13 protein-coding genes are annotated in these 16,989 nt (G+C 34.7%); 5 read left to right on the top strand and 8 right to left on the bottom strand.

The genetic code is table 11. From position 1 onward, the window contains the following. Nucleotides 1–213: 213 nt before the first annotated feature. Nucleotides 214–1,731 (top strand): carboxypeptidase-like regulatory domain-containing protein, encoded by a 1,518-nt coding sequence (locus PL77_RS20685; protein ID WP_044209721.1) that lies wholly within the window; start codon nucleotides 214–216, stop codon nucleotides 1,729–1,731. A 6-nt stretch (nucleotides 1,732–1,737) separates the two neighbouring features. Here the strand turns inward: PL77_RS20685 and PL77_RS20680 are convergent, their stop codons facing one another. Further along, nucleotides 1,738–4,311: a SpoIIE family protein phosphatase gene (locus PL77_RS20680; protein ID WP_044209718.1), complete on the bottom strand. Its 2,574-nt coding sequence runs from the start codon at nucleotides 4,309–4,311 to the stop codon at nucleotides 1,738–1,740. 13 nt (nucleotides 4,312–4,324) lie between these two features. Next, a complete protein-coding gene (locus PL77_RS20675; protein ID WP_082026657.1) occupies nucleotides 4,325–5,155 on the bottom strand; it encodes a phosphate ABC transporter substrate-binding protein in 831 nt (276 codons plus the stop codon). Nucleotides 5,156–5,348: 193 nt separating this feature from the next. On the opposite strand from PL77_RS20675, the gene PL77_RS20670 reads away from it, so the two are divergent. After that, on the top strand, nucleotides 5,349–5,894 hold the full coding sequence (locus PL77_RS20670; RefSeq protein WP_082026656.1) for a 1-acyl-sn-glycerol-3-phosphate acyltransferase: 546 nt from the start codon (nucleotides 5,349–5,351) through the stop codon (nucleotides 5,892–5,894). A 50-nt stretch (nucleotides 5,895–5,944) separates the two neighbouring features. Here PL77_RS20670 and PL77_RS20665 read toward each other — a convergent pair whose 3' ends face one another. The 4 genes from PL77_RS20665 to PL77_RS20650 all read right to left on the bottom strand — a co-directional run bounded on the left by PL77_RS20665 (nucleotide 5,945) and on the right by PL77_RS20650 (nucleotide 11,124). Further along, nucleotides 5,945–6,562, bottom strand: coding sequence for a hypothetical protein (locus PL77_RS20665; protein ID WP_044209711.1), 618 nt, complete (start codon nucleotides 6,560–6,562; stop codon nucleotides 5,945–5,947). A gap of 383 nt (nucleotides 6,563–6,945) precedes the next feature. Beyond that, the gene (locus tag PL77_RS20660; RefSeq protein WP_044209709.1) at nucleotides 6,946–7,836 is read right to left on the bottom strand and encodes an FUSC family protein; all 891 of its coding nucleotides are present in this window, start codon (nucleotides 7,834–7,836) and stop codon (nucleotides 6,946–6,948) included. Between the two features lie 71 nt (nucleotides 7,837–7,907). Further along, a complete protein-coding gene (gene pflB / locus PL77_RS20655; protein ID WP_044209707.1) occupies nucleotides 7,908–10,175 on the bottom strand; it encodes a formate C-acetyltransferase in 2,268 nt (755 codons plus the stop codon). A 106-nt stretch (nucleotides 10,176–10,281) separates the two neighbouring features. After that, nucleotides 10,282–11,124: a formate/nitrite transporter family protein gene (locus PL77_RS20650; protein WP_044209705.1), complete on the bottom strand. Its 843-nt coding sequence runs from the start codon at nucleotides 11,122–11,124 to the stop codon at nucleotides 10,282–10,284. Between the two features lie 392 nt (nucleotides 11,125–11,516). On the opposite strand from PL77_RS20650, the gene PL77_RS20645 reads away from it, so the two are divergent. After that, nucleotides 11,517–12,410 (top strand): cation diffusion facilitator family transporter, encoded by an 894-nt coding sequence (locus PL77_RS20645; protein ID WP_044209703.1) that lies wholly within the window; start codon nucleotides 11,517–11,519, stop codon nucleotides 12,408–12,410. A 36-nt stretch (nucleotides 12,411–12,446) separates the two neighbouring features. On the opposite strand, the gene PL77_RS20640 is transcribed toward PL77_RS20645, so the two are convergent. After that, the gene (locus PL77_RS20640; RefSeq protein WP_044209701.1) at nucleotides 12,447–14,111 is read right to left on the bottom strand and encodes an AarF/ABC1/UbiB kinase family protein; all 1,665 of its coding nucleotides are present in this window, start codon (nucleotides 14,109–14,111) and stop codon (nucleotides 12,447–12,449) included. A 396-nt stretch (nucleotides 14,112–14,507) separates the two neighbouring features. After that, nucleotides 14,508–14,924: a DUF3127 domain-containing protein gene (locus PL77_RS20635; protein WP_044209700.1), complete on the bottom strand. Its 417-nt coding sequence runs from the start codon at nucleotides 14,922–14,924 to the stop codon at nucleotides 14,508–14,510. A 191-nt stretch (nucleotides 14,925–15,115) separates the two neighbouring features. On the opposite strand from PL77_RS20635, the gene PL77_RS20630 reads away from it, so the two are divergent. Both PL77_RS20630 and PL77_RS20625 read left to right on the top strand, forming a co-directional pair. After that, on the top strand, nucleotides 15,116–16,276 hold the full coding sequence (locus PL77_RS20630; protein ID WP_044209699.1) for an acyl-CoA dehydrogenase family protein: 1,161 nt from the start codon (nucleotides 15,116–15,118) through the stop codon (nucleotides 16,274–16,276). Nucleotides 16,277–16,281: 5 nt separating this feature from the next. Then, nucleotides 16,282–16,971, top strand: coding sequence for a pseudouridine synthase (locus PL77_RS20625; protein WP_063769038.1), 690 nt, complete (start codon nucleotides 16,282–16,284; stop codon nucleotides 16,969–16,971). The last annotated feature ends 18 nt before the right edge of the window (nucleotides 16,972–16,989 follow it).

Here is a 16,989-nt window from a genome sequence, read left to right as displayed (position 1 = left end):
CACAAAAAAATGACTATATTCAGCTTCCAATTTGTACTATTTAACCTTCATAAGTGTCAAATTGATTGAAGACCTAAATCGTTAATTTAAGTCTTTAAATTATTCACTAAATTGAAAAATAGCCAAGTCAAGATTACTTAATCACTTAAATTTTAGCTTTAAATAAAGTACCATCCTATAAAATTACATATCCTTTTAAAAACAAACTACTCTATGTTACGAAAATTAGTTTTCATTTTATTTATTTTCTTCAGTACTAAAAGCCTTTATGCTCAAGAATTCATCAAAGGACAAGTCACTGACGCTGAATCTAAAGAAGCATTACCTTTTACAAATATCCTATTCTCCGAAAAAGGGAAAGGTACCGTTTCGAATGCCGAAGGGAATTATACTATTAATCTATCCAATTTAGAAGATACAGATTCTATTTCTTTCAGCTATGGTGGTTATACCACTATTAAGTATTTAGTAAAGGATATTAAAAAGCGATCTACCTTAAATGTTGCATTGAAACCGCTCGTCATCAATCTTGAGGAAGTTGTGATCACCTCTAAAAATATTTCTGTAAAAGACATTATTAGCAAAGTTGAAGAGAATTTCGAAAAGAACTATAAAAAGGAAAATGTAAAAGAAGAGCTTTTTATTCATAGTTTTCATCGAACAACCATGAACAAGGACAATCCTTTTCAGCTAAAAAAATCTAGTTTTGAAGAAATCAATCAAGCTAAAAGTGATAAAATAATGGCCATGCTTCCAGATGAGTTTATCAATTACCTTGATAGTAAACATAGTTGGTATACAGGAGAAGATGAGCATAAGCTTGTCGCAAAAAAAGCCATCTCACTGGAAGAAAGTTCATTTCAAAAAATCAATAAGGAATTAGAGAAGACACTTAATTTTTTAGCCGAAGATATTGAAAACTCATTTGGAAATGATGATGTCTACTATAGAATTAAATCGGGCATCATTGGTACAAAATTAAAAGACGAAGAAGAAGCGGAAAGTGATTCTATTAACTCATTGAACCCAGATGTATTGGACTCCCTTCACTACAACTTTAAGACTAAATATGTAAAAAATGGCATTGAAGAAGTTTTCAATAATGTGACGGATATTGACAGCGACTACTTGGAGTTCATCACCAAAAAAGGGAAATATAATTTTGAATTGGAAGGAGCTACGATGATCGATAATGATGTAGCTTACAAAATTTCTTTCACTCCCAAAGGGGGCAACTTTCAAGGAATGATTTTCGTTTCTTCCGAAACTTTTGCCTTACTTCAAATGGATATTGAATATGCCCCTGGAAAACGAGGAAAACATATACAACTATTAGGTATTGGCTTTTCTGAAAACTTCAAAAAGATGAAAGTGATTTTTGAAAAAGGAGAAACCAACTACTTTGTAAAATACATCTATAACCAAGTTGATATCTCATTCTCTTTTGAAAGAAACCTTTCCCTTCTCAAGAAACAAAAACGTTTTATGTTTGATAAAAAACTTGAGGAAATCAAAGTGAAAACAAATCTGCACATGAGCTCAGTTGAAACTAGAGAATTATTGGTGCTAGAGCGTAAAAAAATAACACCCGATCAATTTGATCAGGTGAAAGAAGAGGAAATTGTTAAGGTGAAAAGAGAACAGAAAAATTCTCTTGATTTGTGGGAAGGAGGAACTATAATTACTCCTACCAAGTCCTTAGAACAATACCAAAGAAAAGAGGAAATGTAATTTTCATTACATTAACCCCAACATATCTTCAACACTTTTGTCTTCGAGCGTCTTCCCTACATATTGTACAGGAGGAAGCTTGAAGCCAATCACTAAAATATCATCAGTTTGCTTTTCGGTTTCTTGCATCCATTCGTTGATGGTCATTGCAATAATGGACTTCTGCTCAAACATAGGCTTCTGCGCCACATCTAAGAAGAGTTGTCTCATATTTTTCTTGTAGAACTTTTGTCCGTTTTCCCCTCCAAACTGATCTTGATAGCCATCAGTACACATATATACAGATTCCACTTGTGCATTAGGATCATCTAATCGGATCACATGATTGGTGAAAGGCTGGTATTGTTTCTTTTTGAAAATATGACCGCCAATTGACTGTTTCTCTCCTTTGATCACATCAATTTCTTGATTACCCAACGCATCCTTTTTCACTAGATAAAGCGGATGATGAGCACCGGCATAAGTCAATTCACGTTTTCTTTTATTGATCACGCAAATACCGATATCCATCCCATCTTTATTATTCATTCTTTCCTGTTGCAAGGCTACTCTGATTCTAATATTCAGTTCATCCAACAATTGAGCAGCTGTAAGATTTTCTTTCGAATTAATAAGGTTAGATAAAATTTCTCTTCCCAAAATAGACATAAATGCACCAGGAACGCCATGACCTGTACAATCTGCCACTGCCAGATAGGTGTAATCTCCTTTGGTTTCTAACCAGTAAAAATCGCCACTCACAATATCTTTGGGTCTGTAGAATACAAATGCATCATGGAATTGAGAACGGATCAATGAGATGTTAGGCAACAAGGCTTGTTGGATTCTCTTAGCGTATTGAATACTACTTGTCTGCTGAGCATTCTTTTTTTCCAACTCCTCTAGTGTCCCTTGTAACAGCAAGTTACTACTCATCAATTCATCCCTATGTCTATTGATTTGCTCGGTCTTCTTCAATACCTGCGTTTCCATATCCTCATAGTTCATTGCTGTTTGTAAGGCACTAACAGCATAAACTACAATACTTCCAAGCATGTTGATTTCCACGTCTGAGTAAGCATTTGGTCTGTCATTATGAATGGCCAAAACACCAATTTTTCCTGAAGGTGTAGTCAACGGTAAATAGATTAATGAAGCCGCTTTTTTATGCGTAATAACAGGCAATAAATGCTTGTATGGATTTGGTGTACTGCCTAAAAAGTCCTCACAAATAATTGCTTCCTGAGCGTTAAAACACGTGACCCCCAAGTGCGTATTATCCAAAAGAGAACGTTTTAATTCATAGTACTTTCCTTCTTTATCATAACCTTGATAATGCATTTGATCTTCGTGCACAATCCCCACCATGAATAATGAGAAATCCAATACATTACTCAATGCTCTGTTGAATTCTTCTATGATTTCACTTACCGACGTATGGTTACTGATCTTATTACCGATTTGTCTGATCGTATCAATTTTCTCATAAGTCGTAGCCAACTCTTCCTTCTGTTGAAGGATTTCTTCACTTCTTTCGTTCATTTTCTCCAACACATAATTGAAGTCTCTCGAAAGTGCACCAATCTCATCCTGCGTTTTAATCGTATAGATTTTCCCTTGGAATTTATCTTCAACAATTTTATGAATTGAATTAGATAACTCATTAATAGGCTTTCCTAAACGATTCAATAAATAATAAAGTAGAATTGCATTGACTAAAATAATACTAAATGCAGAAACAAAAAGGATAAAAATATTTATGGATTGCCAATACCTTTCATAATCCTTTACTATTTCTGAGATCTTCGTGATATCCTTTTCGATAATATTTAATGAAACATTTAAATTATCTTTGATACCTGCATGACCGAAATAACCTAATTCAGCATCTAACGCAACCAATCTTTGAAAGTATTGCTCGTAATTATCCAAAGCTCCTTTCAAATAAACGCGTCCATATTTGTCAGATACCGTACGATCAATGTCTACCTTCAATCTCTCAATTACCTTAGAAAGTTTGTTGGCATACGTTTGATCCTTTCTTAAAATGTAATCTTTTTCATGTCTTCTTAAGGATAAAATCTTGACTTGATCAAGATCATACCCTGAGTTCATCACACTGTAGACAGAACGTCTCATATCACCTTCTACCCCGTAGCTTTTGAAACCGCGTTTAAGCTGAACGGCAACCAAAGAGTCTAAAGTAGTATGATATAATGCTATCGATTTTTCAAGATTACGTAGTGGAACAATCACATTTGCTCTCTTTACATACTCATTGACATAGAATTGATCAATCTGTTCATTGATCTCTAAAATCATCTGCTTGTTCTTTTCTATATACTTGTTCTTTTTAGTCTCGTAGAAAGTCGGGTTGATGGTTTCAGTGAGCAAGAAAGATTGTTGCCCCGCTTTAATTTTCTGAATCTTATTGGATACCGTAGCTAGATCAGTAACAACTTTTTCAGCATTTGTTGTCGTATTTTTGATGTATGCATACACAAAAAACACCACACTGATAATTAGTAAGTTTGTAGCAAATGACCAGACCAGTCTTGTTTTAATACTTTTAGCCTGTCGTTTCTGAGGTGATAATTTCATAATTGGATCTAGTTTAGAAAGCTGGAATGTATCCTTTGTGAGCCACCACTTGTTGTCCTTTTTCTGAAAGCGCAAACTTCACAAAACTTTGCACTGTACTCTTTTCTGAATCTCTATAATATAAATAAAGAGGTCTTGAAAGAGGGTAAGTTTTTTGAAGTGCATTCCTGAATGAAGGATACACATAATCTGTATTATTAACGCTCACTGATACAGGTTGAACAATTTCGTCAACGTAAGCAATACCACAATACCCAATAGCACCTTCTTCCTCACTCACTTTTTCTACTACTGCAGAATTAGACCCCACTTCTACGCTACCATCTCGCATAGGAGCACTTCTCATCACTTCAGATTTGAAAAAGCCAAAGCTACCTGAGTTTTCGTCTCTAGTGACCACAAGAATAGGAATATCATTTCCTCCTAATTCACTCCAATTGGTAATTTCACCTTTAAAGATCTTTGCAATAGTTTGAACTGATAGTTTTTTAACCGGATTAGAAGGGTGAGTAATAATTGATAAAGCATCAAATGCTATCACCTTTTCCATAAGATGATCATATTTGTCTTCAATTTTTTCCTTCTCTCCTAATTTCACTTTTCTTGAAGAAAGTGCGAATTGAATAGCGTAATTTGACAGTCCTCTAAAACCTAGAGAACTTCCACCTCCTTGTACATCGATTGATGCAGTAGATGAATATGTATTTACTAGTGCTTCTACTACTGGAAGCATAGTGTCACTTCCTTGTCCTTTAAGTGTGTTTGTTTGTGCGTTTGTTCTAGTAGTAAATATGCAAGTATAAAAAAGTATTACTGTTATGAATTTTAGAGATAGATTCTTCATTTTTTCAGCATTTATTGATATCACAAAAGTCGAGATCTAATGTTACAAGAATAAGTCATTATCTTTACATTATCTTGATGTTATAAGTGATCTAAATACACTTAATAGTGCAATGAAATAGTTAATAAATCCTCTTTTAAACTGACTTTATCAATATTTAGTGATAGTTTAGCACTTTTCTAATGTTAACATAATGAGAACAATTTGGATTTGGCTATTTAAATTAGCCGGTTGGAAAGTAGAAGGAATATTTCCAAATGAGGTAAAAAAAATGGTGGTAGTTGTAGGGCCACATACAAGTTTTTGGGATTTTATGGTGGGAGTACCTGCTCGAGATATTGTAGGTATTAAGGCGAAATTTTTTATTAAAAGTACGCTTTGTAAAGGTTTATTAGGTCGGTTTCTGTTAAAACAAGGAGCTATTCCAGTTATTAGAACAAAAAATACAAGATTGGTTGATCAAGTTATTCAAGAATTCAATCAAAGAGAGGAACTGATCATGGCCGTTACTCCTGAAGGCACTAGATCTTATAATGATAATTGGAAAACTGGATTTTATAGAATTGCTATGGGTGCTAATGTACCTATATACATGGTGGGTATGTGCTTCAAAACAAAAAGAATTGTATTCGGGGAGTATATAATTCCTTCGGGTAACATTGAGGAAGACACATTGAAAATCAAGACTTATCTCAGTCAATTTGTAGGCAAACACCCAGAGAAAGGAATTATAGTCTAAAACCTTTCTCTAAGTGCTTTCTTCTGATGACGAACAACTAAAATTATTCCTTATTTCAAAATCCCGATATTAAAACAGAATTTAAATACAAGCTGATTATAATTTATTGCTGCTATATCTTCCGTTAGTTTCACATTTGGAATGAAGTGGTACACAGTTGAAAATTGAAATATTCCTATACTCAATCCTAATTCTGGAGATACTCCAAAGGCATTAACAATTGGATATTCTTCTTCAAGCTCATCGGCACCAAATAAAGAAAAAATAGGTACAAAGGATAGCGGAGAAACTGATTTGGCAAGAATCCTATAATAACCAACCCCTAGCCCTAAAAAAGGCTTTAATTTTCCACTACCTAAGTAATACTTACCTCTTATTGAAAAATTTGTAATTTCTGATGATAAGATATAATCAGATTCATCACCGCCTTCTCCAATATAGTTGAGGTTAAAGTAGAGTTCTCCACCTACATCAATTTTGGGATGGACATGGTAAAAGCTATTGATGAAAAACCCACCACCACCACCACTCATCTTAGTATCATTTAATTTACTGGAAGTGTAGTTGCCTTCAAAACCAAGTCCAAGTGTTAGCTTTTTGTCTTGTGCTTTTAGGCTTGTTGATGAAAGAATAATCAATGAAAAAATTAATAATTTAAGTTTGCACATTGTATTGAAGAGTTTAAAAATTGAGAAAGTTACTATACGACAGGTATAGTTGAGTTTTAGTTCACTTATTCATACGACATGCAAAATTGAATGAATGACAATTACAGTTAGTTAAAATTTGTTATTATTTAGATAGATTCTAAAAAGTCATTTAGAACAAATACAGAAAATATGGATTACAGATTTTAAAGACTATAGGCTCTAAGCATGAGCTAAATCGAGCTAAACTCTATTAAAAAGCCCATTCAATTTATCTTCCAATAAAAACACTTGAAGTCCAAACTGATAGTTCAGCCATACATAACTGTAAGGACTAAGCGGTGTATGATCATCTGTATATTTATCGTTCAAAGAGGCCAACTCTTCTCTTGACGAAGTTAATCTTAGGTTGATTTTTCAGGTGCTTCAAAAGAATTATTCGACAGCTGCTCAATCATCAGATCAATACGTGATGTAAAAATTTCATGTTTTTCCTTGATGGAGTAAAGCTGAGAGATATACTGATTACCAATTTCAGAAGCGAAAGTTGACGTATTTAATAACTCAATTATACCAGACATCCTTCTAAGAATAACCATTGTTTCTTCTAATTCTTGTGATTTATTTTTGAAATAGGCACTCTCTTTCTTTACATGAGTAATGATCTTTCTTTGTTTTCGAATAGAGGCAATAATACCACTAATTTCCAGAAGATAAGGTTCTTCTACTAGATCTCCCTCTACTACGCTCTTGTATTCTTTATTTATCAAAGATAAAGCATGAGCCATTTCAAATTTTAATTCTCGAATTCCTCGAACCGGAAAAATTAATGAAAAAACCAAAGTAATAAGCCCTCCAAAAATAATATTTCCTGATCTCCACAAAGCTGTATCCAAGCCTTCACTCTCATTGACACTTAACAGAATTACTAGTGTCATCACTCCTATCAAATAGGCATAAGGGTATTTTTTGAAAACAACTAATCCAAATAATGGTATAGAAATAAGGATAATCAGTGTTTGAATGATCACATTATTTTGAAATAGTATCAAGGTCGCTACTCCTAATAAAGCTCCCGTCACCGTTCCTAATATTCTTTGTAATATACGGTGGATAATTCCTCCAAACTCTGGCACTGGTCCTATTAATACAACTACTGTAATACTCACCCATGAGCCGTGAGGGATGTCCAATAGATTGACAAGAATGAAACTTAACCCCACCAAAACCATGGTCCTGATCAGGTGTACTCTTTCTACATTTTGATAGATATATGTTTCGATCTTCTTGTTCATACTTTAATATATAAAAGAAAAGGCTACCTCTTTCGAAGTAGCCTCTTGATATTTCTAATTCCTAGTCAATATTACATAGACTCGTGGAATGTTCTTTGAATCACCTCTAATTGGTGCGCTCTTGATAATCTGATGAAGTTCACAGCGTATCCAGATACACGGATTGTTAACTGTGGATAGTTCTCAGGATTTTCGTAAGCATCCATTAAAGTATCTCTGTTCAATACGTTCACGTTTAAGTGGTGCGCCATACCGCCTTCTTCAGCGAAGTAACCATCCATCATAGTTACTAGGTTTTTCACTTGAGTACCTCTATCAGAACCTAATGACTTAGGAACGATTGAGAATGTATTTGAGATACCGTCTTGAGCGTCATTGTAGTCTAATTTTGCAACAGAGTTCAATGAAGCAACAGCACCGTTTGTATCACGACCGTGCATTGGGTTAGCACCTGGAGCGAATGGCTCACCAGCCTTACGACCGTCAGGAGTAGCACCCGTTTTCTTACCGTACATTACGTTTGAAGTAATTGTCAATAATGACATTGTAGGTACAGCGTTACGGTAAGTTTTGTGCTTCGCTAACTCAGTGAAGAAGATATGAGAGATTTCTTTAGCGATGTTATCTACGTCGTCGATATCGTTACCATATTTAGGGTAATCACCTTCGATTTGGAAGTCAACAGCTAAACCATTCTCATCACGAACTGGCTTCACTTTAGCATTCTTGATTGCAGATAATGAGTCAGCAATGATAGAGATACCAGCAGCACCGTAAGCCATATCGATACCTGGATCAGTGTCCAAGAATGCGAATTGTGCTTTTTCGTAGTAGTGCTTGTCGTGCATGTAGTGAATGATGTTCATTGTCTTCACATAAACACGAGCAACTTCTTTCATTGTTTTCTTGAATTGCGTCATTACTTTGTCGTAATCCAAGTACTCATCGTTCGCCATTGAATCGATACCATTCACTGTCAATACGTTTTTGTTTTCGTCATGACCAGCGTTGATTGCCATCAATAATGCTTTTGGTAAGTTTGTACGTGCACCGAAGAATTGGATTCTTTTACCGATTTCTTGGTAAGATACACAACAAGCGATACCATAGTCATCTGATCCACGGTTAGGACGCATTAAATCGTCATTTTCGTATTGGATAGATGAAGTATCAATTGATACTTGAGAACAGAATTCTTTGAAACCTTCAGGAAGATCTTTTGACCAAAGTACAGTTAAGTTTGGCTCTGGAGATGCTCCTAAGTTATAAAGAGTTTGTAAGAATCTGAATGAAGTCTTAGTCACTTTAGTACGACCGTCGTGGAATTGACCACCGATTGCTTCAGTTACCCAAGTTGGGTCACCACCGAAGATCTCGTCATAAGCACCTGGACGTAAGTGACGAACCATACGTAATTTCATTACGAAGTGGTCGATATATTCTTGTGCTTCAACCTCATTGATAGTACCTGCTTCTAAGTCTCTTTGGATATAGATATCTAAGAAAGAAGATACGTTACCTAATGACATTGCAGCACCATCTTGCTCTTTTACAGCCGCTAAGTAAGCAAAGTATACCGCTTGTACAGCTTCTTTTGCAGTTTCAGCAGGACGAGTTACGTCTAAACCGTACATTGCAGCCATCTCAGCGATGTCTTTCAATGCAGAGATTTGAGAAGTAATCTCTTCACGTAATTGGATGTTCATTGCGATGTCCGCTCCTGAACCTTCGCTTAAACCTTCCTCGATATTAGCAAAATCTTTTTGTTTTGCTGCGATTAATTGATCTGTACCGTAAAGTGCTAAACGACGGTAGTCACCGATTACACGACCACGTGCATAGTTATCAGGAAGACCAGTTAAAACACCTAATGAACGGTAAGTTCTGATTTCTTTATCGTATGCAGCGAACACTTGGTTGTTGTGATCTTTTGCATAGTTAAATACGTTTTCTACAGCTGGGTTAACTTTTTTACCTTTTTCTTCTACAGCGTTTTTAACAACTCTATATCCACCAAAAGGCTTCATAGCACGCTTTAAAAGCTCATCAGTCTGTAAACCAACGATTGTTTCTAATTCTTGGTTGATGTAACCTGCTTTATGCGAAGTTACACTAGAGATTGTATCCGTATCGATGTCACGGCAACCATTATTTTCTCTTTCTTCTTTCATACCTGCTAAGCAGATATCCCAAAGCTTTTTAGTTGCTTCAGTTGCTTCCGCTAAGAAAGAAGCATCTCCATAATAAGGTGTAACATTATTTACTACAAAGTCATAAACGTTGATTTCGTTTTGCCACTTTGTTCCTTTTAATTGAGAGTTTAATACAGCGTTTTCCATTCTATTCTTTTGGTTTTTCTTTACAATCTACATTTAATCTAAACGGTATTTTTAACGTTCAGATGTCTATGTTTAGTTTTATTAATTAAATCAACTTAAAATCTTACTAACCAGCGATCTTGCTATCTTTAAGATCTTTCTTAAGTTGTGAATTTTCTTTTTCCATGTCTGGCTTCACAAACATCCACCAGTAAATCGTCCCTACAAAGAAGGCTCCTCCTACGATGTTTCCTAACGTTGCAGGAATTAAGTTGGTGATGATAAAATCTGACCAAGTGATGTCAGCACCATTAAACATCGCTGCTGGAATCACATACATATTGGCAATACAGTGTTCGAAACCAAATGTTACGAAAGTCATTACCGGGAACCAGATTCCGATTACTTTACCCATCACATCTTTTGCAGCGTATGCTTGCCATGCAGCCAAACATACTAGCCAGTTCGCTCCTACTGCTTTAAAGAAGGTCTTATAAAATGGGTTACCTACTTTATGCTCTGCTACACTTATTAATGAGTTATGGAAGACCTCTGCGTCAACCACTCCTGTTAATGTAGTGATGAAGTAAGCCACAAATAGAGATCCTATAAAGTTACCTAAGTAACCAAATCCCCAAACTTTCCCTAGCTTTCCCCAAGACTGATCTTTTGAGAATACTGAAACAGTCATCATTGCAGTACTTGATGTGAATAATTCTGCTCCTGCAATAATTACTAATACGAGTCCTACCGGGAAAACTGCACCCATTAGAAACTTTGTGATACCAGGGTTTTCAGCTGCAATTCCAGGTGATCCTCCTCCAACAATAATAGCTAACAAGAATCCGAAGGCTACATATGCTCCTCCTAAAAATCCGAAGACTAGTAATTGTTGAATGGACATATTTCCTTTCTGAAGTGCCCCTCCTCTAATATTACTTAAAATCTCTTTTGGCGATGAATATCCCATACAATATGAAAGTTTATAAGATTATCTCTTTGTGATGATACAAATATGAAAGTAGTTGAAATCTATTTCAGTGATCGTCATCACTAAAATCTCGTGATGACAAATAATTATACGTAAATAGCTATTTTACACATAGTTAATTAACACTTGTATGGAAAAAAGTAGTAAAAAAGAGCACTTTTTTTAATGTGCTTTTTACACATAAATCAAAAAAGCGAAATGAATTTTCTCACTTAGCGTAAAGAATCAAAACGCGAAAATTCGCTTTCCTAAAAACGACTATATATATACGCTAAATCATTAAATTTTATTTATTAATTTTAGTAGACCATGATCGAAATGGGAATTTTAAACTAATTTTTTCTATCTTTTTTAAACTAAAATATACCAATATGGGACATCAACACCATCATCATTCACATGGTCAACATCATGACTCTACAAAAAACATTGGTTGGGCATTTTTTTTAAACCTTACCTTTACCATTTTTGAATTTATAGGAGGATTTTACACCAACTCAATTGCCATTTTATCTGATGCTGTTCATGACTTAGGAGATACTTTAGCGATTGGAGCCGGTTATTTTTTCGAGCGGTATTCCAACAAAAAAGAAAATACAACTTATACTTATGGCTATAGACGATATTCTACTTTAGCTGCTATTATCAATATCATCGTCCTTACCTCAGGTTCTATCCTTATTATAGTAAATACAATTCCACGTTTAATTGAACCAGAAGAAGTACATTCAGAAGGAATGCTATTGATGGCTTTTATTGGTGTAGCTGTAAATGGCATGGCAGTGTTTAAACTATTCGGCAATAAGAACTCCGCTAATCAAAGAGTAATGATGCTGCATTTAATGGAAGATACTTTAGGTTGGGTTGCAGTATTGATAGGTGCTTTGGTGATGAATTTTTATGATATTCCAATAATTGACCCTCTCCTTTCATTAGGCATTGCCTCTTTCATATTATATAATGCAATTAAGAACCTGATTGGAATACTCCCTATTTTCCTTCAAGCGGCACCTCACGATATAAATCAAAAAGATATCATCCATGACCTTATACAAATTAAGAACGTAGAAGATGCTCATGATCTTCATTTATGGTCATTGGATGGAGAGTTTAATATCATGAGTCTTCATTTAGTCGTAGAAAATACTACGGATATGTGTCGATGTGCCGAAATCAAGAAAGAGGTTAGAGAAATTATTAAAAAAGATAAGATCAAACATATTACAATTGAGATTGAGCGATCTGATGAAGATTGTGAAAAATAATAAATTTTGGGCGAAACAATTCGCCCTCTACTATCCTTACCTATTTCTTTTAGGTTTATCTCTAAATAAGTCCTTAAATACATCTATAGTGAGTGCTAAGCCAAGAATACCTGCAATCACATAACCTCCTATGGCAAATTTATTAATAAAGGTGGCATTTTCTGCAACTGCCATAGAAGAAGAAGCAATCAATAGACAACCTATAATAATTCCTATGGTCAATTTATTAATACCATTTCGAAAGGAGTCTAATATGGGTTGTGCTTCTTCCAATGTAATCATTACATCAATCTTTCCTCTTTTGATAAGTGCAATAATTTCCTTTATATCCGCAGGGAAATTTTTAAAGTCACGAATACCATATACCAAATCCAACAATAATTCTCTTTGTCCTTTTGAAGTCAGAAAATGCATTTGATACTTTAATATAAAGGGTTTAATTTCTTTCAAGAGATTCATTTTTGGATTGATCTCCAAGGCTGTTCCCAAAACTAACGCCAAAGCTTTCGCTAAAGTGACAAAGTAATTTGGCAGTTTAATATTATAACCAAACATAATGGTCATCACTTTTTCTGAAAAATCAGCCCAAGGAATAGTACTCACATCCTGATCCAAAAATTGGAAAAGGTCATGCAACTGGTATTGAAGATTCTTTCTATTTTCCTTTGTGATTTCATGTGTCAAAGCAATTCTTTTAATGGAATGAATCACCCTATCTGTATTTTTTGAAAGGAAGGCTTCTAAAAACTCCCCAATCACGGTAGTATCTTCCTTTAATAAATGCCCGACAATACCAAAATCTATAAAACAGAGTTTTAGATCTTTTGTAATAAAAACATTACCGGGGTGTGGGTCTGCATGATAAAAACCGTACTCTATGATTTGCTGGAAAAAAGACTTGACCAAATTCTTACTGATTACTTCTTTTTGCTGTTCGGTCGCCTTTTCAATGAAATCATTCATTTTGGTACCATCGGCAAACTCCATACATAATATCTTATCGGTACACAATTCCTTAATGACTGTAGGAGCAGTAGTTGTCTTGGAGTTTTTAAAATAAGAATAGAATTGCTCTTGATTTCTTTTTTCTATTGAATAGTTCAGTTCATTCTTTAAAGTAATTTCAAATTCATCAAACAAGCGCAATGGGTCCATCTTAGCAATATTTCTGCTTGATCGCACCACAATTCTAAGTATGGAACGTATAATTCTCAAATCTTCATTGACAGTAGCACTTGCAGAGGGTTTTCTAACTTTTAATACCAAAGGCTTACCATTTCTTTCTACTGCATAAGTTTGTCCAATAGATGCTATTCCTAATGGTTTATCATTTATTTTGTTGAATGTAGCAAACTCCTCCTCTCCTAATTCCTCTTTGATTACTTCCTCTACTTTAAAAGAATCATCTTGTTTCACTTCATCTTGAAGTTTCTTAAGTTCTTTTACATATTCTATAGGAATAAGGTCAGCACGATTACTCAACATTTGCCCCAGTTTAATAAAAGTGGGACCTAATTCTTCAATTGCCAATCGAAACCTGACTTCAATAGGTTCTCTTGATACTTCAAGATGCTTATCTAATATTTTATTAGGTATAAGATGAGATATACTTGAATTGACCAACCAACTTTGAAAACCGTACTTTACCATCACTTGTACAATTTCTATATATCTATTAGAGTATGTCGTTTTTGTTTGCATTTGAACATTTTTAATTGAAGTGCAATATAGAAAGAACTCACTATTGATTACTTACCAAATAAGTTAAGACTTTTTATATCGGTATAAAAAAACGAACCAATAAGAAAATCCTATTGGTTCGTCAAAAAACTAATAAATGCTTTATTGATATGATTTATCAATAAACTGTTAATCTGAGTTTATATACTACAAAATTCTTTTATTACCTCTTTATTTCGTTATTTCTAAACTGTCTATTTATCCTCGTGTTTATAATAACGTCGATTTTAAAAGCTGAAGTAATCTTTTTAAACTGAAACGTCTTTTTTTAATCCTGAAACGTCTTCATTGATAAATAAAAAAGCTACCCCTTAGATACAAGAGGTAGCTTTGAAATACATTTTAATAAAGTATTTACTAGAATGGCAAATCACCATCAATATCATCTCCTCCTACTGGCGGTGGTGGAGGTGGAGGTGTATTTGTTTGTGTCGGAGCAGGTGAACCGTAAGTAGGTTGTTGCTGAGGTGCAGCAGCAGGTTGAGCTTGTGCTTGTGCAGCTGGGTTGATTCTCCATGCTTCAAGGTTTGTGAAATAAATTGTTTCACCACCTTTATCAAAAGGTCTACCTTTTAAGTCAAATGTAACAGCAATGTCGTCACCCTCATTGTAAGAATCCAATAAGTTACAACGGTCTTGTGTTGCTTGGAACTTAATGTATTGTGGGTAGCTTCCTTCCTGAATCAAAAGAACGAATTCTCTTTTTTTGAAAGTCGCTGTCACTTGTGCTGTATCCATGATCTTTTCGATCTTGCCTACTACTTCAAATGCCATATTTATTAATTTTCTTTTTTTAATTTCTAATAAAACACGAAGCTACAAAAGGTTATTTACTTTTTTATACAATTCCTTTAAATATTCCTTACATTTTCTAAATAAACTAAGTCCTTTTCCTTTCAAAAAAAACTTGATAATGTAACTTTAGATTATTGAATAACAATCTAACCATAAACACACAACACAATATGAACACTGACTTTTATGCTATTGAAGACTTGCTCTCTGAAGATCAAGTCCTTATTCAGAAGTCAACCACAGACTTCATTCAAAAAAATGTAAAACCTATCATCGAGGATTATGCCCAGAAGGCTACATTCCCACAACAGTTAGTTGGTCAATTTGGAGAAATGGGACTTTTCGGCCCTGCCATTCCAACTGAATATGGCGGTGGCGGTATGGATTATATTTCCTATGGCCTGATTATGCAAGAAGTCGAAAAAGGCGACTCTGGCCTTCGTTCTATGGCTTCTGTTCAAAGTTCATTAGTTATGTTTCCTATTTATGAATTTGGCTCAGAAACTCAGAAAAAGAAGTTTTTACCAAAATTGGCTACAGGTGAATACTTAGGGTGTTTCGGGCTGACAGAACCAAATCATGGTTCAAACCCCTCTGGAATGGAAACTACTTTAAAAAAAGAAGGAAATCATTATGTATTAAATGGGGCGAAAATGTGGATTACCAATTCTCCTATTGCTGATATTGCTATCGTTTGGGCTAAAAATGAAGAAGGAAGAGTAAAAGGTGTGATTGTTGAAAAGGGAATGAACGGCTTTACGGCTCCTGAAATTCATAATAAATGGTCATTGAGAGCAAGTGTAACAGGAGAATTGGTGTTTGACAATGTAATTATTCCAGAAGAGAATATTTTACCACTCAAAGATGGTTTGGGTGCTCCCCTTAAATGTCTTGATAATGCACGCTACGGTATTGCTTGGGGAGCAATTGGAGCTGCCATTGACTGCTATGAAACAGCTAAGAATTATTCTTTAGAAAGAATACAATTTGATCAGCCTATAGGTGGATTTCAACTTACGCAAAAAAAGCTTTCGGAGATGTTAACAGAAATAACAAAAGCACAACTGTTAGCTTTGAGGTTAGGTCAGCTAAAGAATGTCGGAAAAGCAACTACTGCACAAATCTCTATGGCCAAGCGTAATAATGTTGAAATGGCATTAAAAATTGCTCGAGAAGCAAGGCAGATTCTTGGTGGAATGGGTATCACCGGTGATTATCCAATCATGAGACACATGATGAATTTAGAATCTGTCATCACATATGAGGGCACACATGACATTCATTTATTAATTTTGGGAGCTGAAATAACAGGTATTCCAAGTTTCAAATAAAATATATGCAACAATACAGGTACTTTATCATCAACAAACCCTATGGGGTACTTCCTCAGTTTTCGGACCAAGATGGAAGAAAAACATTAAAATCCTTGGGTAATTTCCCTAGTGATGTTTACCCGGTGGGGCGTCTTGATTTAGATAGTGAAGGTCTATTAATTATCACTAATGATAAAGCACTCAATCATCGTTTGCTTCATCCCAAATTTGAACATCAAAAAACCTACCTGGTACAAGTGGATGGAGATATTACGGAAGAAGCTCTTCAGAAATTAAGAAAAGGAACAGAGATTACGGTCAACAAGGAACAATACAAAACATTGCCGGCTCAATGTAAAAAGGTTGACAAACCTAAAAACCTTGAAGATAGAGATCCTCCTGTTCGTTTCAGAAAGAATATACCGACTTCATTTATTGAATTGACAATTCATGAGGGAAAAAATAGACAAGTCAGAAAGATGACCGCTTCTGTGGGTTTTCCAACCTTAAGATTAAAAAGAATTAGTATTCAGAATCTTAGAATTGAAAAGCTGCCTATTGGTGGTGTTATTGAATTAAAAAGGAATGAGTTACTTCCACTTTTAAAAATTAAAAATGAAGATCTCACTCCCCCTCCAAAGAAAAAACCATTTCAAAAAAATAGTTCTTATAAAACAAGAATGAGAACAGGTGGAGTCAGAAGAAAAAAATAAAAAAAGGCCTCTCAAATT

The organism is Flammeovirga sp. OC4, assembly GCF_000812565.1.
In the GTDB taxonomy this organism is placed as follows: Bacteria; Bacteroidota; Bacteroidia; order Cytophagales; family Flammeovirgaceae; genus Flammeovirga.
Note: the sequence above shows the minus strand (reverse complement) of the source record. Positions and strands in the feature narration are given on the sequence as shown.

Coding starts and splice junctions, on each gene's coding strand:
- PL77_RS20685 (WP_044209721.1), top strand. CDS start 214: ATGTTACGAAAATTAGTTTTCATTTTATTTATTTTCTTCAGTACTAAA.
- PL77_RS20680 (WP_044209718.1), bottom strand. CDS start 4,311: ATGAAATTATCACCTCAGAAACGACAGGCTAAAAGTATTAAAACAAGA.
- PL77_RS20675 (WP_082026657.1), bottom strand. CDS start 5,155: ATGAAGAATCTATCTCTAAAATTCATAACAGTAATACTTTTTTATACT.
- PL77_RS20670 (WP_082026656.1), top strand. CDS start 5,349: ATGAGAACAATTTGGATTTGGCTATTTAAATTAGCCGGTTGGAAAGTA.
- PL77_RS20665 (WP_044209711.1), bottom strand. CDS start 6,562: ATGTGCAAACTTAAATTATTAATTTTTTCATTGATTATTCTTTCATCA.
- PL77_RS20660 (WP_044209709.1), bottom strand. CDS start 7,836: ATGAACAAGAAGATCGAAACATATATCTATCAAAATGTAGAAAGAGTA.
- pflB (WP_044209707.1), bottom strand. CDS start 10,175: ATGGAAAACGCTGTATTAAACTCTCAATTAAAAGGAACAAAGTGGCAA.
- PL77_RS20650 (WP_044209705.1), bottom strand. CDS start 11,124: ATGGGATATTCATCGCCAAAAGAGATTTTAAGTAATATTAGAGGAGGG.
- PL77_RS20645 (WP_044209703.1), top strand. CDS start 11,517: ATGGGACATCAACACCATCATCATTCACATGGTCAACATCATGACTCT.
- PL77_RS20640 (WP_044209701.1), bottom strand. CDS start 14,111: ATGCAAACAAAAACGACATACTCTAATAGATATATAGAAATTGTACAA.
- PL77_RS20635 (WP_044209700.1), bottom strand. CDS start 14,924: ATGGCATTTGAAGTAGTAGGCAAGATCGAAAAGATCATGGATACAGCA.
- PL77_RS20630 (WP_044209699.1), top strand. CDS start 15,116: ATGAACACTGACTTTTATGCTATTGAAGACTTGCTCTCTGAAGATCAA.
- PL77_RS20625 (WP_063769038.1), top strand. CDS start 16,282: ATGCAACAATACAGGTACTTTATCATCAACAAACCCTATGGGGTACTT.